13 protein-coding genes are annotated in these 14,895 nt (G+C 72.6%); 5 read left to right on the top strand and 8 right to left on the bottom strand.

Translation table 11 applies throughout. The features are described from left to right. Positions 1–278: 278 nt before the first annotated feature. Positions 279–1,157: a DUF2637 domain-containing protein gene (locus ABEA26_RS15085; RefSeq protein ID WP_345592705.1), complete on the top strand. Its 879-nt coding sequence runs from the start codon at positions 279–281 to the stop codon at positions 1,155–1,157. 6 nt (positions 1,158–1,163) lie between these two features. Here ABEA26_RS15085 and ABEA26_RS15080 read toward each other — a convergent pair whose 3' ends face one another. The 4 genes from ABEA26_RS15080 to ABEA26_RS15065 all read right to left on the bottom strand — a co-directional run bounded on the left by ABEA26_RS15080 (position 1,164) and on the right by ABEA26_RS15065 (position 4,526). After that, complete coding sequence (locus tag ABEA26_RS15080; protein WP_345592704.1) at positions 1,164–1,661, bottom strand: DUF6299 family protein; 498 nt, start codon at positions 1,659–1,661, stop codon at positions 1,164–1,166. A 454-nt stretch (positions 1,662–2,115) separates the two neighbouring features. Continuing rightward, positions 2,116–2,943 carry an alpha/beta fold hydrolase gene (locus ABEA26_RS15075; RefSeq protein WP_345592703.1) on the bottom strand — a complete coding sequence of 276 codons (828 nt, stop codon included), beginning with the start codon at positions 2,941–2,943 and terminating at the stop codon, positions 2,116–2,118. A gap of 27 nt (positions 2,944–2,970) precedes the next feature. Beyond that, positions 2,971–3,369, bottom strand: coding sequence for a RidA family protein (locus ABEA26_RS15070; protein ID WP_345592702.1), 399 nt, complete (start codon positions 3,367–3,369; stop codon positions 2,971–2,973). Next, entirely contained in the window at positions 3,366–4,526 is a 1,161-nt protein-coding gene (locus tag ABEA26_RS15065; RefSeq protein WP_345592700.1) for an acyl-CoA dehydrogenase family protein, read from the bottom strand. The genes ABEA26_RS15070 and ABEA26_RS15065 overlap by 4 nt, the downstream gene beginning before the upstream one ends. A gap of 140 nt (positions 4,527–4,666) precedes the next feature. Between ABEA26_RS15065 and ABEA26_RS15060 the strand changes: the two genes are divergently transcribed. The 3 genes from ABEA26_RS15060 to ABEA26_RS15050 all read left to right on the top strand — a co-directional run bounded on the left by ABEA26_RS15060 (position 4,667) and on the right by ABEA26_RS15050 (position 8,232). Beyond that, positions 4,667–6,382: an AMP-binding protein gene (locus ABEA26_RS15060; protein ID WP_425587842.1), complete on the top strand. Its 1,716-nt coding sequence runs from the start codon at positions 4,667–4,669 to the stop codon at positions 6,380–6,382. 12 nt (positions 6,383–6,394) lie between these two features. After that, positions 6,395–7,216 (top strand): PaaX family transcriptional regulator, encoded by an 822-nt coding sequence (locus tag ABEA26_RS15055; protein WP_345592698.1) that lies wholly within the window; start codon positions 6,395–6,397, stop codon positions 7,214–7,216. 104 nt (positions 7,217–7,320) lie between these two features. Then, on the top strand, positions 7,321–8,232 hold the full coding sequence (locus ABEA26_RS15050; protein ID WP_345592696.1) for a sulfotransferase family protein: 912 nt from the start codon (positions 7,321–7,323) through the stop codon (positions 8,230–8,232). Here ABEA26_RS15050 and ABEA26_RS15045 read toward each other — a convergent pair. Then, the gene (locus tag ABEA26_RS15045) at positions 8,199–10,649 is read right to left on the bottom strand and encodes a bifunctional salicylyl-CoA 5-hydroxylase/oxidoreductase (protein WP_345592694.1); all 2,451 of its coding nucleotides are present in this window, start codon (positions 10,647–10,649) and stop codon (positions 8,199–8,201) included. The two genes, ABEA26_RS15050 and ABEA26_RS15045, sit on opposite strands and share 34 nt — an antisense overlap. Then, positions 10,637–11,479: an enoyl-CoA hydratase family protein gene (locus ABEA26_RS15040; RefSeq protein ID WP_345592692.1), complete on the bottom strand. Its 843-nt coding sequence runs from the start codon at positions 11,477–11,479 to the stop codon at positions 10,637–10,639. The genes ABEA26_RS15045 and ABEA26_RS15040 overlap by 13 nt, the downstream gene beginning before the upstream one ends. A gap of 318 nt (positions 11,480–11,797) precedes the next feature. Here ABEA26_RS15040 and ABEA26_RS15035 point away from each other — a divergent pair, with 318 nt between their 5' ends. Further along, entirely contained in the window at positions 11,798–12,232 is a 435-nt protein-coding gene (locus ABEA26_RS15035; RefSeq protein ID WP_345592691.1) for an ATP-binding protein, read from the top strand. Here ABEA26_RS15035 and ABEA26_RS15030 read toward each other — a convergent pair. Together ABEA26_RS15030 and argF are read right to left on the bottom strand one after the other, a co-directional pair. Further along, a complete protein-coding gene (locus tag ABEA26_RS15030; protein ID WP_345592690.1) occupies positions 12,189–13,637 on the bottom strand; it encodes an amino acid permease in 1,449 nt (482 codons plus the stop codon). The two genes, ABEA26_RS15035 and ABEA26_RS15030, sit on opposite strands and share 44 nt — an antisense overlap. Positions 13,638–13,850: 213 nt before the next feature. Beyond that, complete coding sequence (argF, locus tag ABEA26_RS15025; protein ID WP_345592689.1) at positions 13,851–14,858, bottom strand: ornithine carbamoyltransferase; 1,008 nt, start codon at positions 14,856–14,858, stop codon at positions 13,851–13,853. Positions 14,859–14,895 lie beyond the last annotated feature (37 nt).

Below are 14,895 nucleotides of genomic sequence, written 5' to 3'. Positions count from 1 at the left end.
CGATATGAGCGAGGAAAACGGGGAACTGGTGACGCTTGGCCCGTATGTCTACAGGCCAGGCAGGAACCACTGTCCGTCACCGAGCGACGGAACTCTGACCAGAGGCGGGCTCCCCGTCCCACTCCGGGTGACCGAGCCTGTGCTGCAGCGCTTCCTGGACGTCATGAGCGAGCTGGAGACCGGCCTCGCCGAACGATGGGGCCGGTCCCAGGGGTCCCTGACGTACACCCGGGCGGAGTGACCCGCGCGTCGTGTACGAGGAACAGACTCACCAGCCCATGCCCTACGGCGAAGGCCCGTTCCGCTCGAGCGGGGGCGGCCGGCACCGGGCGCCCGAGAACACCTTCCAACAGAACTTCCAACAGAACTTCCAGCAGACCCTGGTCCCGCCGGAACCCGGCTGGGATCCTGCGGAAGAGCTCGCGTTTCTGCTCCAGGACGCGGTGGAACAGCAGCCCGTCGCCCCTCGCGGGATGACGACGGAAACGTCGGTGACAGCGCCCGTGCCGGGCACGCCGCTGAGCAATCTGCAGGAAATCACGGCGGAACTGCCACCGTTGAGGGAATCCCCCGCCAGTCACCGCAAGGTCCGCAAGCCGAAGGTGAGCCGGCTGCGCGCCGCGAGCCTGCTCATCGCCGCACTCGCCGCGGTCATCGCGGCCTCCGTGAGCCTCTTCGGCGGCATGGTGGCCTACGAGCCACTGCGCCTGGCCGCCGCGACCCGCACCCGCGGCAGCGTCGTGGCGTGGTGGCCGCTGCTCGTCTACGGGCCCTGGCTGGTGGCGTCGCTGGCCGTCCTGCGGTCCGCCCTGCACCAACGCCGCGCGGTCCACTCCTGGGCCGTGGTCCTGCTGTTCTCCGCCATCGCGATGCTGCTGTGCATCGCGCAGGCGCCCAGGACACTCAGCGACGCCTCGGCCGCGGCCCTGCCGGGGCTGGCCTCGCTGATCTGCTTCCAGCAGATCGTCCGCCAGATCACGCTCACCCGTCCGCCCCGGCGGGCGGTGCCGCGCCACCGGCAACGCGCCGCGTCCGCGCCCTGCGACGAGGTGAGGGGCGCGGCCGCCCCGGACCCGGTGTCCCTTCCGCAACAACGGCGGTACCCACAGCGTCCGCGCCCACCACGGCCGGGCTCCGGTCCCAGGAAACGGGCTTGAGCGGACTCAGCCCTGGACCGGCGTCATGTCCTGGACCGGCGTCACGTCCTGGACCGGCGTCACGTCCTGGACCAAGGTCACGTCCTGGACCTGACGTGCCCGGATGCTCGGCAGTGGCAGAAGGCCCATGGGACGCAGTTCCACCAGGGTGGCCTCCACCTGGGCGGCGCCCGGCTTCAGCGCCTCCGCGGAGGGCGTGTCCGTGTTGACCCAGCGGTGCTCCAGGCCGTCGCACACCGCGAGGGTGCCGCCGATGCCGTACCGGACGTTCGGGTCGCTCTGGCTCACGGAGGAGGCGACGAAGGCGGGGCCGGCGCCGGCGGTGCACCGGTAGGTGCCGGAGAGGGTCACGGAGCCGTCCGCGGCGAGGCGGCCGGTCCGGTCGACCGTCAACGACTCCGTGACGTGGCGGGCGTCGTGCGGGGCCGCCGTCGCGGTGGGGGCGGCCGACAGGAGCAGGGCGGCGCCGGCGGCCGTGGCGAGGACTGCGGATCGTACGGGCATGGGGGACCTCCCGGTTGGTCGGAATGGGGGGTTCCACTGGTACCGGGCTGACGGGCCCGGACCGGTGACCGTCACCCCTTCGGTGGCGAGTCCGCGTCGGCCGTCGTGGAACCGTCGCCGGGTTGTCCGGGTGTTGTCACGCTTCCCGTCGGGGGCCTGGCGGCGACTTACCGCCGGGCGCACGGTCTGTTCACTCGACGGTCCCGACGACGGGACGGTCTCCCGACGTGGAGGTGCTCCATGTGTACCCACCGGCCTTCCTGCCCCGCAGCCGACTCCCCCGCACCCGGCACCCTCGTGCCCGGCTCCCCCGCACCCGGCTCCCGCACCGCGGCGGGAGCCCACGGGCGCCTGGTGACGACCACGGCCGCCTGACCGCTCCCCGGCGGCGCGCTCCTCCTGCCCCGGCAGTACTCATCCCTCCCCGGCAGCGCCCATGCCTTCTCGGTAAGGCTCATCCCTTCTCGGCGATGAACTCCCGCAGCAGTGAGGAGAGCAGCTCCGGCTGGTCCTCGGCGATCAGCGTCCGGGCGTCTTCGACCTCCACCAGCCGTCCCTGCGGCAGGAGTTCGGCCAGGCGTCGACCGTGGGCTCGGGGCATCATCAGGTCCTCGGTCGCCCAGACGACGAGCGCGGGCCGGTCGAAACTCCGCAACCCCTGGGCAGCTTCGAGCAGTTCGCTGCGGCGGACGTGTGTGTTGTAGTGCCGGAAGTCGCGCCGGATCGCCGGGTCGGTGCGCAACGGGCGCAGCCAGCCGTCGACGACCGCCTCCGGCACGGGCCGCTTGGTGAGCGCGCCGATGCCGACCGGCAGCCGGCGCAGCGCTTTCAGTCCCAGGGCGCGGACCAGCAGAGACACACCGCCGGGTGCCCGGCAGGCGATCCCGATGAGCTTTCCGGGCAGTCCCGGCGGGTAGTTGTCGAACGCCTCGCACGCGACGAGCGCCAGCCGCGCGAGCCGCTCCGGGTGCCGGGCCGCCACCGTCTGCGCCCGCCCGCAGTCGTTCTCGACCAGGGTGACGTCCGTCAGGTCCAGGCGGTCGAGGAACTCCGCGATCAGCTCGTTGACGATGTCCGGGGTGGGCGGCCGGGACATCGGCCTGCGATGGGCGCCGTAGGGCAGGGTCGGCGCGATCACCCGGTGGTCGGTGCGCAGGTCGGCGACGACCTCGCGCCAGACGGTGGCGTCGTGGACGAGGCCGTGGAGGAGGACGACGACGGGCCCGTCGCCGCCGGTGTCCTCGTACTCGATGGTTCCCGCGCTCAGTTCGATGTCCGGCATATTGGAATGCTAGATGCGCCGGGTCGGCTACGGCAGTACGGCGAACCCGTCCAGTTCCACCAACGCCCGCTCGTCCCACAGGCGTACGACTTCCACGACCGCCATCGCCGGGTAGTCGCGGCCGGCCAGCTCGCGCCAGGTGCGGCCGAGGTCGGCGCCGTGGGTGCGGTAGGCGGCGACATCCGTGGCGTAGACGGTGACGCGGGCGAGGTCCGCGGGAGTGCCGCCGACGGCACGCAGGGCGGTCAGGAGATTGGTGAGAGCCAGCTCGAACTGGGCGGGGAAGGTGTCGCCGGTGACCTTGCCGTCGGTGTCGAGGGCGGTCTGGCCGGCCAGGAACACGACGCGGCTTCCGGTGGCGACGACGGCGTGGGAGAAGCCGGTGGGCGGGGAGAGCTGAGGCGGGTTCACCCGTTCGGCGGTCATGTGCCGGCCTCCTTGTTCGTTTCGGCTGCCCGCGTGCGGTACAGCTCCTTGGCGATGATGCCGCGTTGCACCTCGCTCGCGCCCTCGTAGACGCGGGGGGCGCGCACCTCGCGGTAGAGGTGTTCGAGGAGGTGGCCCCGGCGAAGGGCGCGGGCACCGTGCAGTTGGACTGCCTTGTCGACGACGTACTGGGCGGTCTCGGTGGCGAGGAGTTTCGCCATCGCGGCGCGGCGTGGGACGTCCGGGGCGCCCTCGTCGTACGCCGTCGCCGCCGCGTACACCATCAGGCGGGCAGCCTCGGTGCGCAGGGCCATCTCGGCGACCTGGTGGGCGACGGTCTGGAGGTCGCGCAGCTTGCCGCCGAAGGCGTCGCGGGCGGTGGTGTGCGTGAGGGTGGCGTCCAGGGCGGCCTGCGCCATGCCGACGGCGAAGGCGCCGACGCTGGGGCGGAACAGGTTGAGGGTGTCCATGGCGACGCGGAAGCCCCGGTCCGGCTCGCCGAGCACGTCGTCCGCCGTCACGGGTACGGCGTCGAAGTCGAGGGCGCCGATGGGGTGCTGGGAGAGCATGTCGAGGGGGGTGCCGGTGAGGCCGGGGCGGTCGGCGGGGACGAGGAAGGCGGTGACGCCGCGGGCGCCGGCGCCGGGGGCGGTACGGGCGAAGACGGTGTAGAAGTCGGCCTCGGGGGCGTTGGAGATCCAGCACTTCTCGCCGGTGAGCCGCCAGCCGGAGGGCCCGTCGGACCGCGTGTCCGGGTGGGCGGCCAGTGTCAGTGCCGCCGCGTCCGAGCCGGCGTCGGGCTCGCTGAGCGCGAAGGCGGCCACCGCGCTGCCGTCGCTCACGCGGGGCAGCCAGCGGGCGCGCTGGGCCTCGGTGCCGTGGGCGTGCACCGGGTGGGCGCCGAGGCCCTGGAGGGCGAGGGCGGTCTCCGCCTCGGTGCAGGCGTGGGCGAGGGACTCGCGCATCAGGCACAGGTCCAGCGCGCCCGAGGTGAACAGGCGGGGCAGCAGGCCGAGGGTGCCGAGCTCGGCGAGGAGGGCGCGGTCGACGCGGCCCGGTTCGCCCTTCTCCGCGAGCGGGCGCAGCCGATCGGCGGCCAGGGCGCGCAGCTCGGCACACCAGGCGAGTTGTGCCGGTTCGAGCGAGAATGCGGTCATCGCCGGTCCCTTCCCCTGCTCCCCTGCCCTGCGCCCCCGCCCGCTGGGCCACGTCCGAGACTATCGCGTGCCGTTGACTGTCGTCACCAACACGATACGCTCGGGGCGCGAGCCCACCACGACAAAGGGGGCGAACCGCCATGGCAGATCCGCACCGCGCAGAACCGCACCGCGGGGACCCGCACCGTTCCGCCCACGTCGACACCTTCGCGCGCGAGCACCTGCCGCCACCCGACCAGTGGCCCGATCTCCGCTTCGACCTCCCGGAACTGCGCTACCCCGCCCGGCTGAACTGCGCCGTCGAGCTGCTCACCGGCCCGCCCGACGACCGCCCGGTCTTCCGCACCGCGTCCGGGGACAGCTGGACCTACGGACAGCTGCGGGCCCTCGTCGACCGGCTGGCCCATCTCCTCACCGGCGACCTCGGCGTCGTACCGGGCAACCGGGTGCTGCTGCGCGGCCCCACGACCCCCTGGCTGGCGGCCTGCTGGCTCGCGGTGCTGAAGGCGGGTGCGGTGGCGGTGACCGTACTGGCCCAGCAGCGCCCGCACGAGCTGCGCGCCATCTGCGAGATCGCCCGGGTGCGGCACGCCCTGTGCGACGTCCGGGCCGTCGACGACCTCGCCAAGGCGGAGATCCCCGGGCTGCGGATCACGACGTACGGCGGGGAGGCACCCGGCGACCTGCTGATCCGTACGGAGGCCGATGCCCAGGCCCGTACCGCGGCGGGCACGGCGCCCGCCACCCCGCGCCCGGCGGTGGACACCCCGTACCCGGCGGTGGACACCGCGGCCGAGGACGTGGCACTGATCGCCTTCACCTCGGGCACCACCGGGCGCCCCAAGGGATGTATGCACTTCCACCGGGACGTGCTGGCGATCGCCGACACCTTCTCCCGGCACGTGCTCAAGCCGCGCGCGGACGACGTCTTCGCGGGCAGTCCCCCACTCGGCTTCACCTTCGGGCTCGGTGGGCTGGTGATCTTCCCGATGCGGGCCGGGGCGAGCGCGCTGCTGCTGGAACAGGCGGGCCCCGGGCAACTGCTGCCCGCCGTCGCCGAGCACCGGGTGTCGGTGCTGTTCACCGCGCCGACGGCGTACCGCGCGATGCTCGACGAGCTGGACGCGTACGACGTGACGTGCCTGCGGCGCTGCGTCTCGGCCGGCGAGAACCTGCCCGCGGCCACCTGGCGTGCCTGGCACGAGCGCACCGGCCTGCGCATCATCAACGGCATCGGCGCCACCGAGCTGCTGCACATCTTCGTCTCCGCGGCGGACGGCGACATCAGGCCGGGCACGACGGGCGTACCGGTGCCGGGATGGCACGCGCGCGTGCAGGACGGATCCGGCGCTCCCGTCCCCGACGGGGAGCCGGGGCTGCTGGCGGTGCGGGGGCCGGTGGGCTGCCGGTACCTCGCCGATCCGCGGCAGCGGGAGTACGTGCGCGGCGGCTGGAACGTCACCGGCGACACCTACGTCCGCGAACCCGACGGCTACTTCCGGTACGTGGCACGCGCCGACGACATGATCATCTCCGCCGGTTACAACATCGCCGGGCCGGAGGTGGAGGACGCGCTGCTGCGGCATCCGGACGTGGTGGAAGCGGCGGTGGTGGGCCGGCCCGACGCGAACCGCGGGCAGGTCGTGGTGGCCCACGCCGTACTGAAGGAGGGTGCCGAGCGGGACTCGGACGCCCTGCGCGCGTTCCTCAGGTCCGAGCTGGCGCCGTACAAGTGCCCGCGCGAGTTCGTCTTCCTGGACGCGCTGCCGCGCACGGCGACCGGCAAGCTCCAGCGCCACCGGCTCCTGGCGGCACCGGGCCGCGAACGCGATCCCCAGGGCGACCGGGCGGAATGACGACAACCTAAGATGATCAACGTGTCCGACCCGCACGCGCAACACACCCCGAGATCCCTGATCGTCACGCTCTACGGCGCGTACGGCCGTTTCGTGCCGGGGCCGCTCCCCGTCGCCGAACTGATCCGGCTGCTGGCCGCGGTCGGGGTGGACGCCCCCTCCGTGCGCTCCTCGGTGTCCCGGTTGAAGCGGCGCGGGCTGCTGCTGCCCGCCCGTACCGCCCGGGGCGCGGCCGGCTACGAACTCTCCGCCGAGGCCCGCGAGCTACTGAGGGACGGGGACCGGCGCATCTACGCCACGGCGCCCTACGAGGACCAGGGCTGGGTGCTCGCCGTGTTCTCCGTGCCGGAGTCGGAGCGGCAGAAGCGGCACGTGCTGCGGACCCGCCTGGCAGGCCTCGGCTTCGGCACCGCCGCCCCCGGCGTGTGGATCGCCCCGGCCCGCCTGTACGAGGAGACCCGGCACGCGCTGGGCCGGCTGGGCCTGGACTCGTACGTGGACTTCTTCCGCGGTGAGCACCTGGGCTTCACGCCGACCGCCGAGGCGGCGGCACGCTGGTGGGACCTGGCCGCGGTCGCCAAGGAGCACGAGGCGTTCCTCGACCGCCACGCGCGCGTGCTGCACGACTGGGAGCGCCGAACGGACACCCCGCCCGAGGATGCCTACCGCGACTACCTCCTCGCCCTGGACTCCTGGCGCCACCTGCCCTACGCCGACCCCGGACTGCCCCCCCGGCTGCTGCCCGGGGACTGGCCCGGTACGCGCTCGGCGGCCGTCTTCCGGGCCCTGCACGAGCGGCTGCGCGACGCGGGCGCGGCCTACGCGACGCCCTGAACCCACATCCCCGGCACGTGATGTGCATCACATTTCTCCGCGATGAGGGAACCCTCAGCCTTCTCAGACCCTCTTCTCAGGTTTCTCACCTACCGTGCGGACACATGAGTCTCGCGCGTAACTTGAACCGGGCCCTGACCGTCACGACCGGCCTCCAGGTACGGAGAGCTCCCCGGGTGGCGAGGGGGAAGACCTCCGCCGCGCCACAAGCCGCGGAGCGGCCCGCTGCCACCTACCGATGCCCGTCGACCGAGGAGCTGGCGACCGAGCGGCTGCTGCGGCAGCCCGTCTTCATCATCTCGTCCATCCGCTCCGGCTCCACCCTGCTGCGCATGATGGTGGGCGCCCACCCGCGGCTGCACACCGCGCACGAACTGCATCTCGGGCGGGTGAACGTCGACTGCGACAACTGGCACTCCGAGCAGGCCATGAGCGCCCTCGGCCTGGCCCGCGGCGATCTGGAGCACCTGCTCTGGGACCGCGTCATGCACCGCGAACTGGTCAGGGCCGGCAAGGACTTCATCGTCGAGAAGACCCCGGCCAACGCGTACATGTACCGGCGCCTGAAGGACTGCTGGCCCGACGCGCGCTTCGTCTTCCTGCTGCGCCATCCGGAGTCGATCGCCCGCTCCTGGCACGAGAGCGACCCCGTCAAGCGGCCGTACGACAAGGCCGTCACCGACGTCCTGCGCTACATGACGGCCGTCGAGGAGGCCCGCACGGCCGACGCCGACGGCTTCACCGTGCGCTACGAGGACATCACCGCCGATCCCGGGCGGGAGATGCGCCGCCTGTGCGCGTTCCTCGGCGTCGACTACGCGCCGACCATGCTGAACTACGGCAAGAAGAGCGGCGGTGAGCTGGTCAGGGGGCTCGGCGACTGGCGCGACAACATTCGCACCGGCACCGTGCAGCCGGGCCGCGCACTGCCGAAGGAGGACGAGATCCCAAAACGGCTGCGCGCGATGTGCGCGGCCTGGGGCTACACGTCGGACTCCACGGCGGACTTGGCGTAGGACTTGTCGCAGGTCTTCTCGTTGGACTTCTTGTTGGGCTTCTCGTCGGGCTCCCGATCCGACTTCTTGTCGGGCTCCAGGCCGGGCTTCTCGTCGGATCCCGGGGCCGGCTCCCCGTCCTGACGCCGGCCGCGCAGCGTGAGCCTGGGCTTGGCGGCGTCGGTGCGTCCGGTCACCGGCCGTCGGCTGCCCGCCCGGTACGGCACCGGCCATACGGCACCGGGCCCCTCGTAGCCCTGCTCGGCCGCCGCGTGCAGCGTCCAGTGCGGGTCGTAGAGGTGGGGGCGGGCGAGGGCGCACAGGTCGGTGCGGCCGGCCAGGACGAGCGAGTTGACGTCGTCCCACGAGGAGATCGCGCCGACGGCGATCACCGGGACGCCCGCCTCGTGCCGGACGCGGTCCGCGTACGGCGTCTGGTACGAGCGCCCGAACTCCGGCCGCTCGTCGGCCACGACCTGCCCCGTGGACACGTCGATGGCGTCGGCGCCGTGCGCCGCGAAGGCGCGGGCGATCGCCACGGCCTCCTCGGCGCTCGTGCCGCCCTCGGCCCAGTCGGTCGCGGAGACACGCACGGTCAGGGGCCGCTCGGGAGGCCAGACGGCGCGTACGGCGTCGAAGACCTCCAGCGGGAAGCGGAGCCGACCGTCCAGTGAGCCGCCGTAGGCATCGGTGCGGTGGTTGGTGAGCGGGGAGAGGAAGCCGGAGAGCAGGTAGCCGTGGGCGCAGTGCAGTTCGAGCAGGTCGAAACCGGCTCGGGCGGCCCGCGCGGCGGCGGTCGTGAACTGCTCCCGGATCGCCGCCAGTTCCTCCCGGGACAGCTCATGCGGCGTCTGACTGCCCGGTTTGTACGGCAGCGGGGAGGCGGCGGACAGGGGCCAGTTGCCCTCGGGGAGCGGTTCGTCCATGCCCTCCCACATCAGCCGGGTCGAGCCCTTGCGCCCGCTGTGCCCGAGCTGCACGCCGATCGCGGTGCCGGGCGCCCGGGCGTGCGCGAAGTCCGTGATCCGCCGCCACGCCTCGCCCTGCGCGTCGGTGTACAGGCCCGCGCAGCCGGGGGTGATGCGGCCCTCCTCACTGACGCACACCATCTCTGTCATCACCAGCCCGGCACCGCCGAGAGCCCTGGCTCCCAGGTGGACCAGGTGGAAGTCGCCGGGGATGCCGTCGGTGGCCGAGTACATGTCCATCGGGGAGACAACAACACGGTTGCGCAGGGTCAGGCCGCGCAGCCGGAACGGGGTGAACATCGGGGGCGTGCCGGCCGGGCAGCCGAACTCGCGCTCCACGGATCCGGTGAAGGCGGCGTCGCGCAGCCGCAGGTTCCCGTGGGTGACGCGGCGGCTGCGGGTGAGCAGGTTGAAGGCGAACTGGCGGGGCGGCTGGTCGAGGTGGCGGGACACCTCCTCGAACCACTCCAGGCTGGCCCGGGCCGCCCGCTGGGTGGAGGCGACGACGGGGCGACGCTCCTCCTCGTAGGCGGTGAGTGCCGCCCGGAGAGTGGGCTGTTCCTCCAGGCAGGCGGCGAGCGCGAGGGCGTCCTCCACGGCGAGTTTGGTGCCGGAGCCGATGGAGAAGTGGGCGGTGTGGGCGGCGTCGCCGAGGAGGACGACGTTGCCGTGCGACCAGCGTTCGTTGACGACCGTGCGGAAGGTGGTCCACGCCGACTTGCCGGACCTCGACGTGTTGGACCTCAGCGGCCGGCCGCCGAGGGCGTCGGCGAAGATCCTGGCGCAGCGGGCGGTGGACTCGGCTTCGTCCAGTTCGTCGAAACCGGCCGCCCGCCAGACCTCCTCGCGCATCTCCACGATGACGGTCGAGGCGTCGGCCGCGAACGGGTAGCCGTGCAGCTGCATCGCGCCGTGCTCGGTCTCGGCGATCTCGAAGCGGAAGGCGTCGAAGGCGAAGTCGGCGGCCAGCCAGATGTAGCGGCAGCGGTGGTTGGTGAGGGTGGGCCGGAACGCGTCGCGGTAGGCCTCGCGGGTGGTGCTGTGCACGCCGTCGGCGGCGACGACGAGGCCGTACGTCCGAGACAGCGTGGCCGGGTCCGGGGCCTCGGCGCGGAAGCGCAGCTCGACGCCGAGGGCGTGGCAGCGCTCGTGCAGGATCTCCAGGAGGCGGCGGCGGCCGAGGGCGGCGAAGCCGTGCCCCCCGGAGGTCTGGCGGGTTCCCCGGTGGACGATGTGGATGTCGTCCCAGCGGACGAAGTCGGCACCGAGGGCCGCGTAGACGACCGGGTCGGCGTGTTCGATGCCGCCGAGGGTCTCGTCGGACAGGACGACTCCGAAACCGAAGGTGTCGTCCGGGGCGTTGCGTTCCCAGACGGTGACCCGGCGGCCGGGGTCGAGGCGTTTGAGGAGGGCGGCGGTGTAGAGGCCGCCGGGGCCGCCGCCGACGATCGCCGCGCTCAGGGGGCGCATGCCTGGCGTCCGTTCCACTTCGGCGGGCGCTTCTCCGTGAACGAGGCGTGGAACTCCGCGTAGTCCTCGCCGTTCATCAGCAGGGCCTGGGTGGAGGCGTCCAGTTCCACCGATGCCGCCAGCGGCATGTCCAGTTCGGCGGTGAGGAGGGCCTTGGTCTGGGCGTGGGCCAGGGCCGGGCCGTCGGCGAGGCGGCGGGCGAGGGACCGGGCGGCCTCGTCGGCGCGGCCCTCGTCGGTCAGCTCGCTGATCAGGCCGATCCTCTCGGCCTCGGGCGTCCGCACCGGTTCGCCGAGCATCAGCAGCCGGGTGGCGTGACCGAGGCCGACGACGCGGGGCAGCAGGTAGGCGGCGCCCATGTCGCCGCCGGACAGGCCTACGCGGGTGAAGAGGAAGGCGAAGCGGGTGGACGGGTCGGCGACGCGGAAGTCCGCGGCCAGGGCGAGGACCGCGCCCGCGCCGGCCGCGACGCCGTGCAGAGCGGCGATCACCGGGAACGGACACTCCCGTACGGCCCGCACCACCTGGCCCGTCATCCGGTTGAAGTCCAGCAGCTGGGCGGTGTCCATGGACAGGGTCGCGCCGATGATCTCGTCGACGTCGCCGCCGGAGCAGAAGCCACGTCCCTCACCGGCCAGCACCAGGGCCCGTACGGACCGCTCCCGGGACAGCTCGGCGAGCAGGTCTCGCAGGTCGGCGTAGGCCTCGAAGGTCAGCGCGTTGAGTTTGTCGGGGCGGGCGAGGGTGACGGTGGCGACACCGTCGGTGAGATCGACGCGCAGGTGCCGCCACTCGGGCGTGCGCGCGGCGGAGCCGGTGAAGGGACTCATGACGGGCGGCCTCCTAGCCGGGGCGGGCGCGGCCCCAGTGAGCGCTGGGTCTCACGGTCGTCCGAAGCTATCACCCCTCTGTGACTGTCGTCACCAAGACGCGACAACGGTCGGTCGTGGCCGTAGCGGGCGGGTCTCCCGGTGCCCGGGTCGAAGGTCCCGCGTGATGCCCGTCGAACGGCTCTGCCGGGTGGCGCCGTACCATTCATAAGGTTGAAAGCAGGACAGGACGACAGCCTGCTCCGGAACGGACTCGCCGTGCACGATCGCTCCCCAGCCCACCCCCCGCCCGGCCGCGACCCCTCACGGAGGCACTTCGTGCCGCCCCGGCCTTCGGCATCCTGGCGCATCGCGCTGCCGCACTCCGCCGCGGCCGTGCCGGTGGCCCGTGCCCTGGTCCGTACGGCGCTGGCGGAGCTGGAGCACACGGCCGACGGCGACACGGCGGAGCTGCTCACGGCGGAGCTGGTCGCCAACGCCGTCGAGCACACCCTGGGCGGGGCGCCGATAGAGCTGGTGGTGGAACTGATGCCGACCGGCTGCCAGGTCGAGGTGCACGACCCGGACCCGGAGCCGCCCGCCGACCTCACCCGCCCCGGTGTCGAGCCGCCCGACCCCTGGCAGGAACACGGGCGCGGTCTACTGCTGATCCGCGCCCTGAGCTCGTCCTGTGGTCACCGGCCCACCGGATCCGGCAAGGCGGTCTGGTTCAGGCTTCCCGCGATACCCGCTCAGCGTCGCCCTCCGGCGTGACCTCCGCGCCGGCCCGGGCGAGGCGGGAGTGCCGGCGCCCGTAGGCCGTGTACACGAGCAGGCCCACCGCGAGGAACACCGCGAACTGGAGCCAGGTCGCCGCACCCGTCTCGTAGATCAGGTACAGGCAGAAGCCGACCCCGAGGAGCGGCGTCACCGGGTACAGCGGCACCCGGAAGGTGCGGGCGAGGCCCGGCTCGCGGCGGCGCAGCGCGATCACGGCGATGTTGACGGCGGCCATGGTCGCGAGGGTGCCGATGGTGCACAGGTTGACCACCGCGTCCAACGGGGCGAAGGCCGCGGGCAGCGCGAAGACCGCGCCGACGATCAGCGTGCCGGCGACGGGGGTCGCCGTACGCGGCGAGATCTTCTCGAAGACCCGCGGGATCAGTCCGTCGCGGGACATCGACATGAGGATGCGGGTCTGGCCGTACATCACGGCGAGCACCACCGAGGCGATGGCCACGACCGCGCCGAACGCGACGACACCGCCGCCGATCGTGGAGCCGGTGACCTCGTTGACGACGTACGACAGCGCGGCGGGCCGGTCGCCGACCGCGTCGCCGCCGATGGCGCCGATCGCGGCGACGGCGACCGCGCAGTACAGCAGGGTGACCAGGCCGATGCAGACCAGGATCGCGATGGGGATGTCGCGACGGGGGTTCTTGGCCTCCTCACCGGCCGTGGTGATCGCGTCGAAGCCGATGTACGAGAAGAAGGCGGCCGTGGTGCCGGCGCCGATGCCCCCGAGGCCGGCCGGGGAGAACGGGGTGAGGTTGCCGTCCTCGAAGGCGTGGAAGCCGATGGCGCAGAAGGCGACGAGGACGGCCAGCTTGAGCACGGCCATCGCGGCCGTGGCCCGGGCGCTCTCCCGCACGCCGCGCACCAGGAGCACGCACGCCAGCGCGATGACGATCACCGCGGGCAGGTTGACCGCGCCGCCGTCGCCGGGGCCCGCGGAGAGCGCGTGCGGCAGCTGGAGGCCGAGGACGCTGTCCAGCAGTTCGTTGACGTACTGGCTCCAGCCGACCGCGACCGCGGAGACAGACACGCCGTACTCCAGGAGCAGGCACCAGCCGACCAGGAAGGCGGTCCGTTCGCCGAGTCCGGCGTAGGCGAAGGAGTACGAGGAACCGGACACCGGGATCGCGCCGCCCAGCTCGGCGAAGGCGAACGCGGTGAACACGCAGGTGATCGCGGCCAGCACGAAGGAGACGACGACGGCCGGACCGGCCTCGGCGACCGAGTCGGACAGGCCGACGAAGATGCCGGTGCCGACGATCGCGCCGACGCCGAAGCAAACGAGCTGGAAGAGTCCCATCGTGCGCTTCAGGCCGTGGCCTTCGCGGTCGGCGCCGGATTCGGCGACGAGGAGGTGGGGGGACTTGACGCGGGAAGCGGGCATTGCGGGTGGTGCTCGTTTCTGGTGGTGCGGGGGGGGCGCGACGGTGGTCGCGGCCGGTGGCATCGGAAGGGGTGGCTCCGGGGCCGCCGGTCAGAATAACGGGCTGCGCGGGTCTGGCCGGTCGCCCCGTCAGAACGGCAGCGTCCGTGCCGGTCAGGACCGCGCGGCGTCGGCCGCAGGCCAGGACCGCGACGTCGGTCGCAGGGTTGCCGGTCAGGCCAGCGTGGCGACCAGGACCGCCTTGATGGTGTGCAGACGGTTCTCCGCCTCGTCGAAGACGACCGAGTGCGCGGACTCGAAGACCTCGTCCGTGACCTCCAGGGAGTCGAGGCCGTGGGCCTCGAAGATCTCCTGGCCGACCTTGGTGCCCAGGTCGTGGAAGGCGGGCAGGCAGTGCAGGAACTTGACGTCCGGGTTGCCGGTGGCGCGCAGGACGTCCATGGTCACGGCGTACGGGGCCAGAGACCTGATCCGCTCGTCCCAGACCTCCTTGGGCTCGCCCATGGAGACCCAGACGTCGGTGACGACGAAGTCGGCGCCGCGCACGCCCTCGTCCACGGTCTCGGTGAGCGTGACGCGCGCCCCGCTCGACTCGGCGAGCTCCCTCGCCCGGTCGACGACCTCCTGGGCGGGCCAGTAGGACTTCGGGGCGACGATGCGTACGTCCATGCCGAGCAGGGCGCCGGTGACCAGGTAGGAGTTGCCCATGTTGAAGCGGGCGTCACCGAGGTAGGCGAAGGCGATCTCACTCAGGGGCCGGTCGCTGTGCTCGGTCATGGTCAGGACGTCGGCGAGCATCTGGGTGGGGTGCCAGTCGTCGGTCAGGCCGTTGTAGACGGGCACCCCGGCGAAGGCTGCCAGTTCCTCGACCTTCCGCTGGCTGTCGCCCCGGTACTCGATCCCGTCGAACATGCGACCCAGCACGCGCCCGGTGTCCTTCACGGACTCCTTGTGGCCGATCTGCGAGCCGGCAGGGTCGAGGTACGTCGTCGAGGCACCCTGGTCGGCGGCGGCGACCTCGAACGCGCACCGGGTGCGCGTCGACGTCTTCTCGAAGATCAGCGCGATGTTCTTCCCCCGCAGGTACCGCGTCTCGGCCCCGGCCTTCTTGGCGGCCTTCAGTTCCGCGGCCAGCTCGACCAGGCCACGGAACTCCTCCGCGGTGAAGTCGAGCTCCTTGAGGAAGTGGCGGCCGGAGAGGGCGATCGGGACTGTCGCCATGGGGGCGCTCCAGAGGTACGGGGACGGGTCTCTGTGG

The organism is Streptomyces marokkonensis (assembly GCF_039539045.1).
GTDB lineage: Bacteria > Actinomycetota > Actinomycetes > Streptomycetales > Streptomycetaceae > Streptomyces > Streptomyces marokkonensis.
Note: the sequence above shows the minus strand (reverse complement) of the source record. Positions and strands in the feature narration are given on the sequence as shown.

Bases quoted from the DNA above. Each gene is read 5' to 3' on its own strand.
- ABEA26_RS15085 (WP_345592705.1), top strand. From the start codon at position 279: ATGCCCTACGGCGAAGGCCCGTTCCGCTCGAGCGGGGGCGGCCGGCAC.
- ABEA26_RS15080 (WP_345592704.1), bottom strand. From the start codon at position 1,661: ATGCCCGTACGATCCGCAGTCCTCGCCACGGCCGCCGGCGCCGCCCTG.
- ABEA26_RS15075 (WP_345592703.1), bottom strand. From the start codon at position 2,943: ATGCCGGACATCGAACTGAGCGCGGGAACCATCGAGTACGAGGACACC.
- ABEA26_RS15070 (WP_345592702.1), bottom strand. From the start codon at position 3,369: ATGACCGCCGAACGGGTGAACCCGCCTCAGCTCTCCCCGCCCACCGGC.
- ABEA26_RS15065 (WP_345592700.1), bottom strand. From the start codon at position 4,526: ATGACCGCATTCTCGCTCGAACCGGCACAACTCGCCTGGTGTGCCGAG.
- ABEA26_RS15060 (WP_425587842.1), top strand. From the start codon at position 4,667: ATGGCAGATCCGCACCGCGCAGAACCGCACCGCGGGGACCCGCACCGT.
- ABEA26_RS15055 (WP_345592698.1), top strand. From the start codon at position 6,395: ATGATCAACGTGTCCGACCCGCACGCGCAACACACCCCGAGATCCCTG.
- ABEA26_RS15050 (WP_345592696.1), top strand. From the start codon at position 7,321: ATGAGTCTCGCGCGTAACTTGAACCGGGCCCTGACCGTCACGACCGGC.
- ABEA26_RS15045 (WP_345592694.1), bottom strand. From the start codon at position 10,649: ATGCGCCCCCTGAGCGCGGCGATCGTCGGCGGCGGCCCCGGCGGCCTC.
- ABEA26_RS15040 (WP_345592692.1), bottom strand. From the start codon at position 11,479: ATGAGTCCCTTCACCGGCTCCGCCGCGCGCACGCCCGAGTGGCGGCAC.
- ABEA26_RS15030 (WP_345592690.1), bottom strand. From the start codon at position 13,637: ATGCCCGCTTCCCGCGTCAAGTCCCCCCACCTCCTCGTCGCCGAATCC.
- argF (WP_345592689.1), bottom strand. From the start codon at position 14,858: ATGGCGACAGTCCCGATCGCCCTCTCCGGCCGCCACTTCCTCAAGGAG.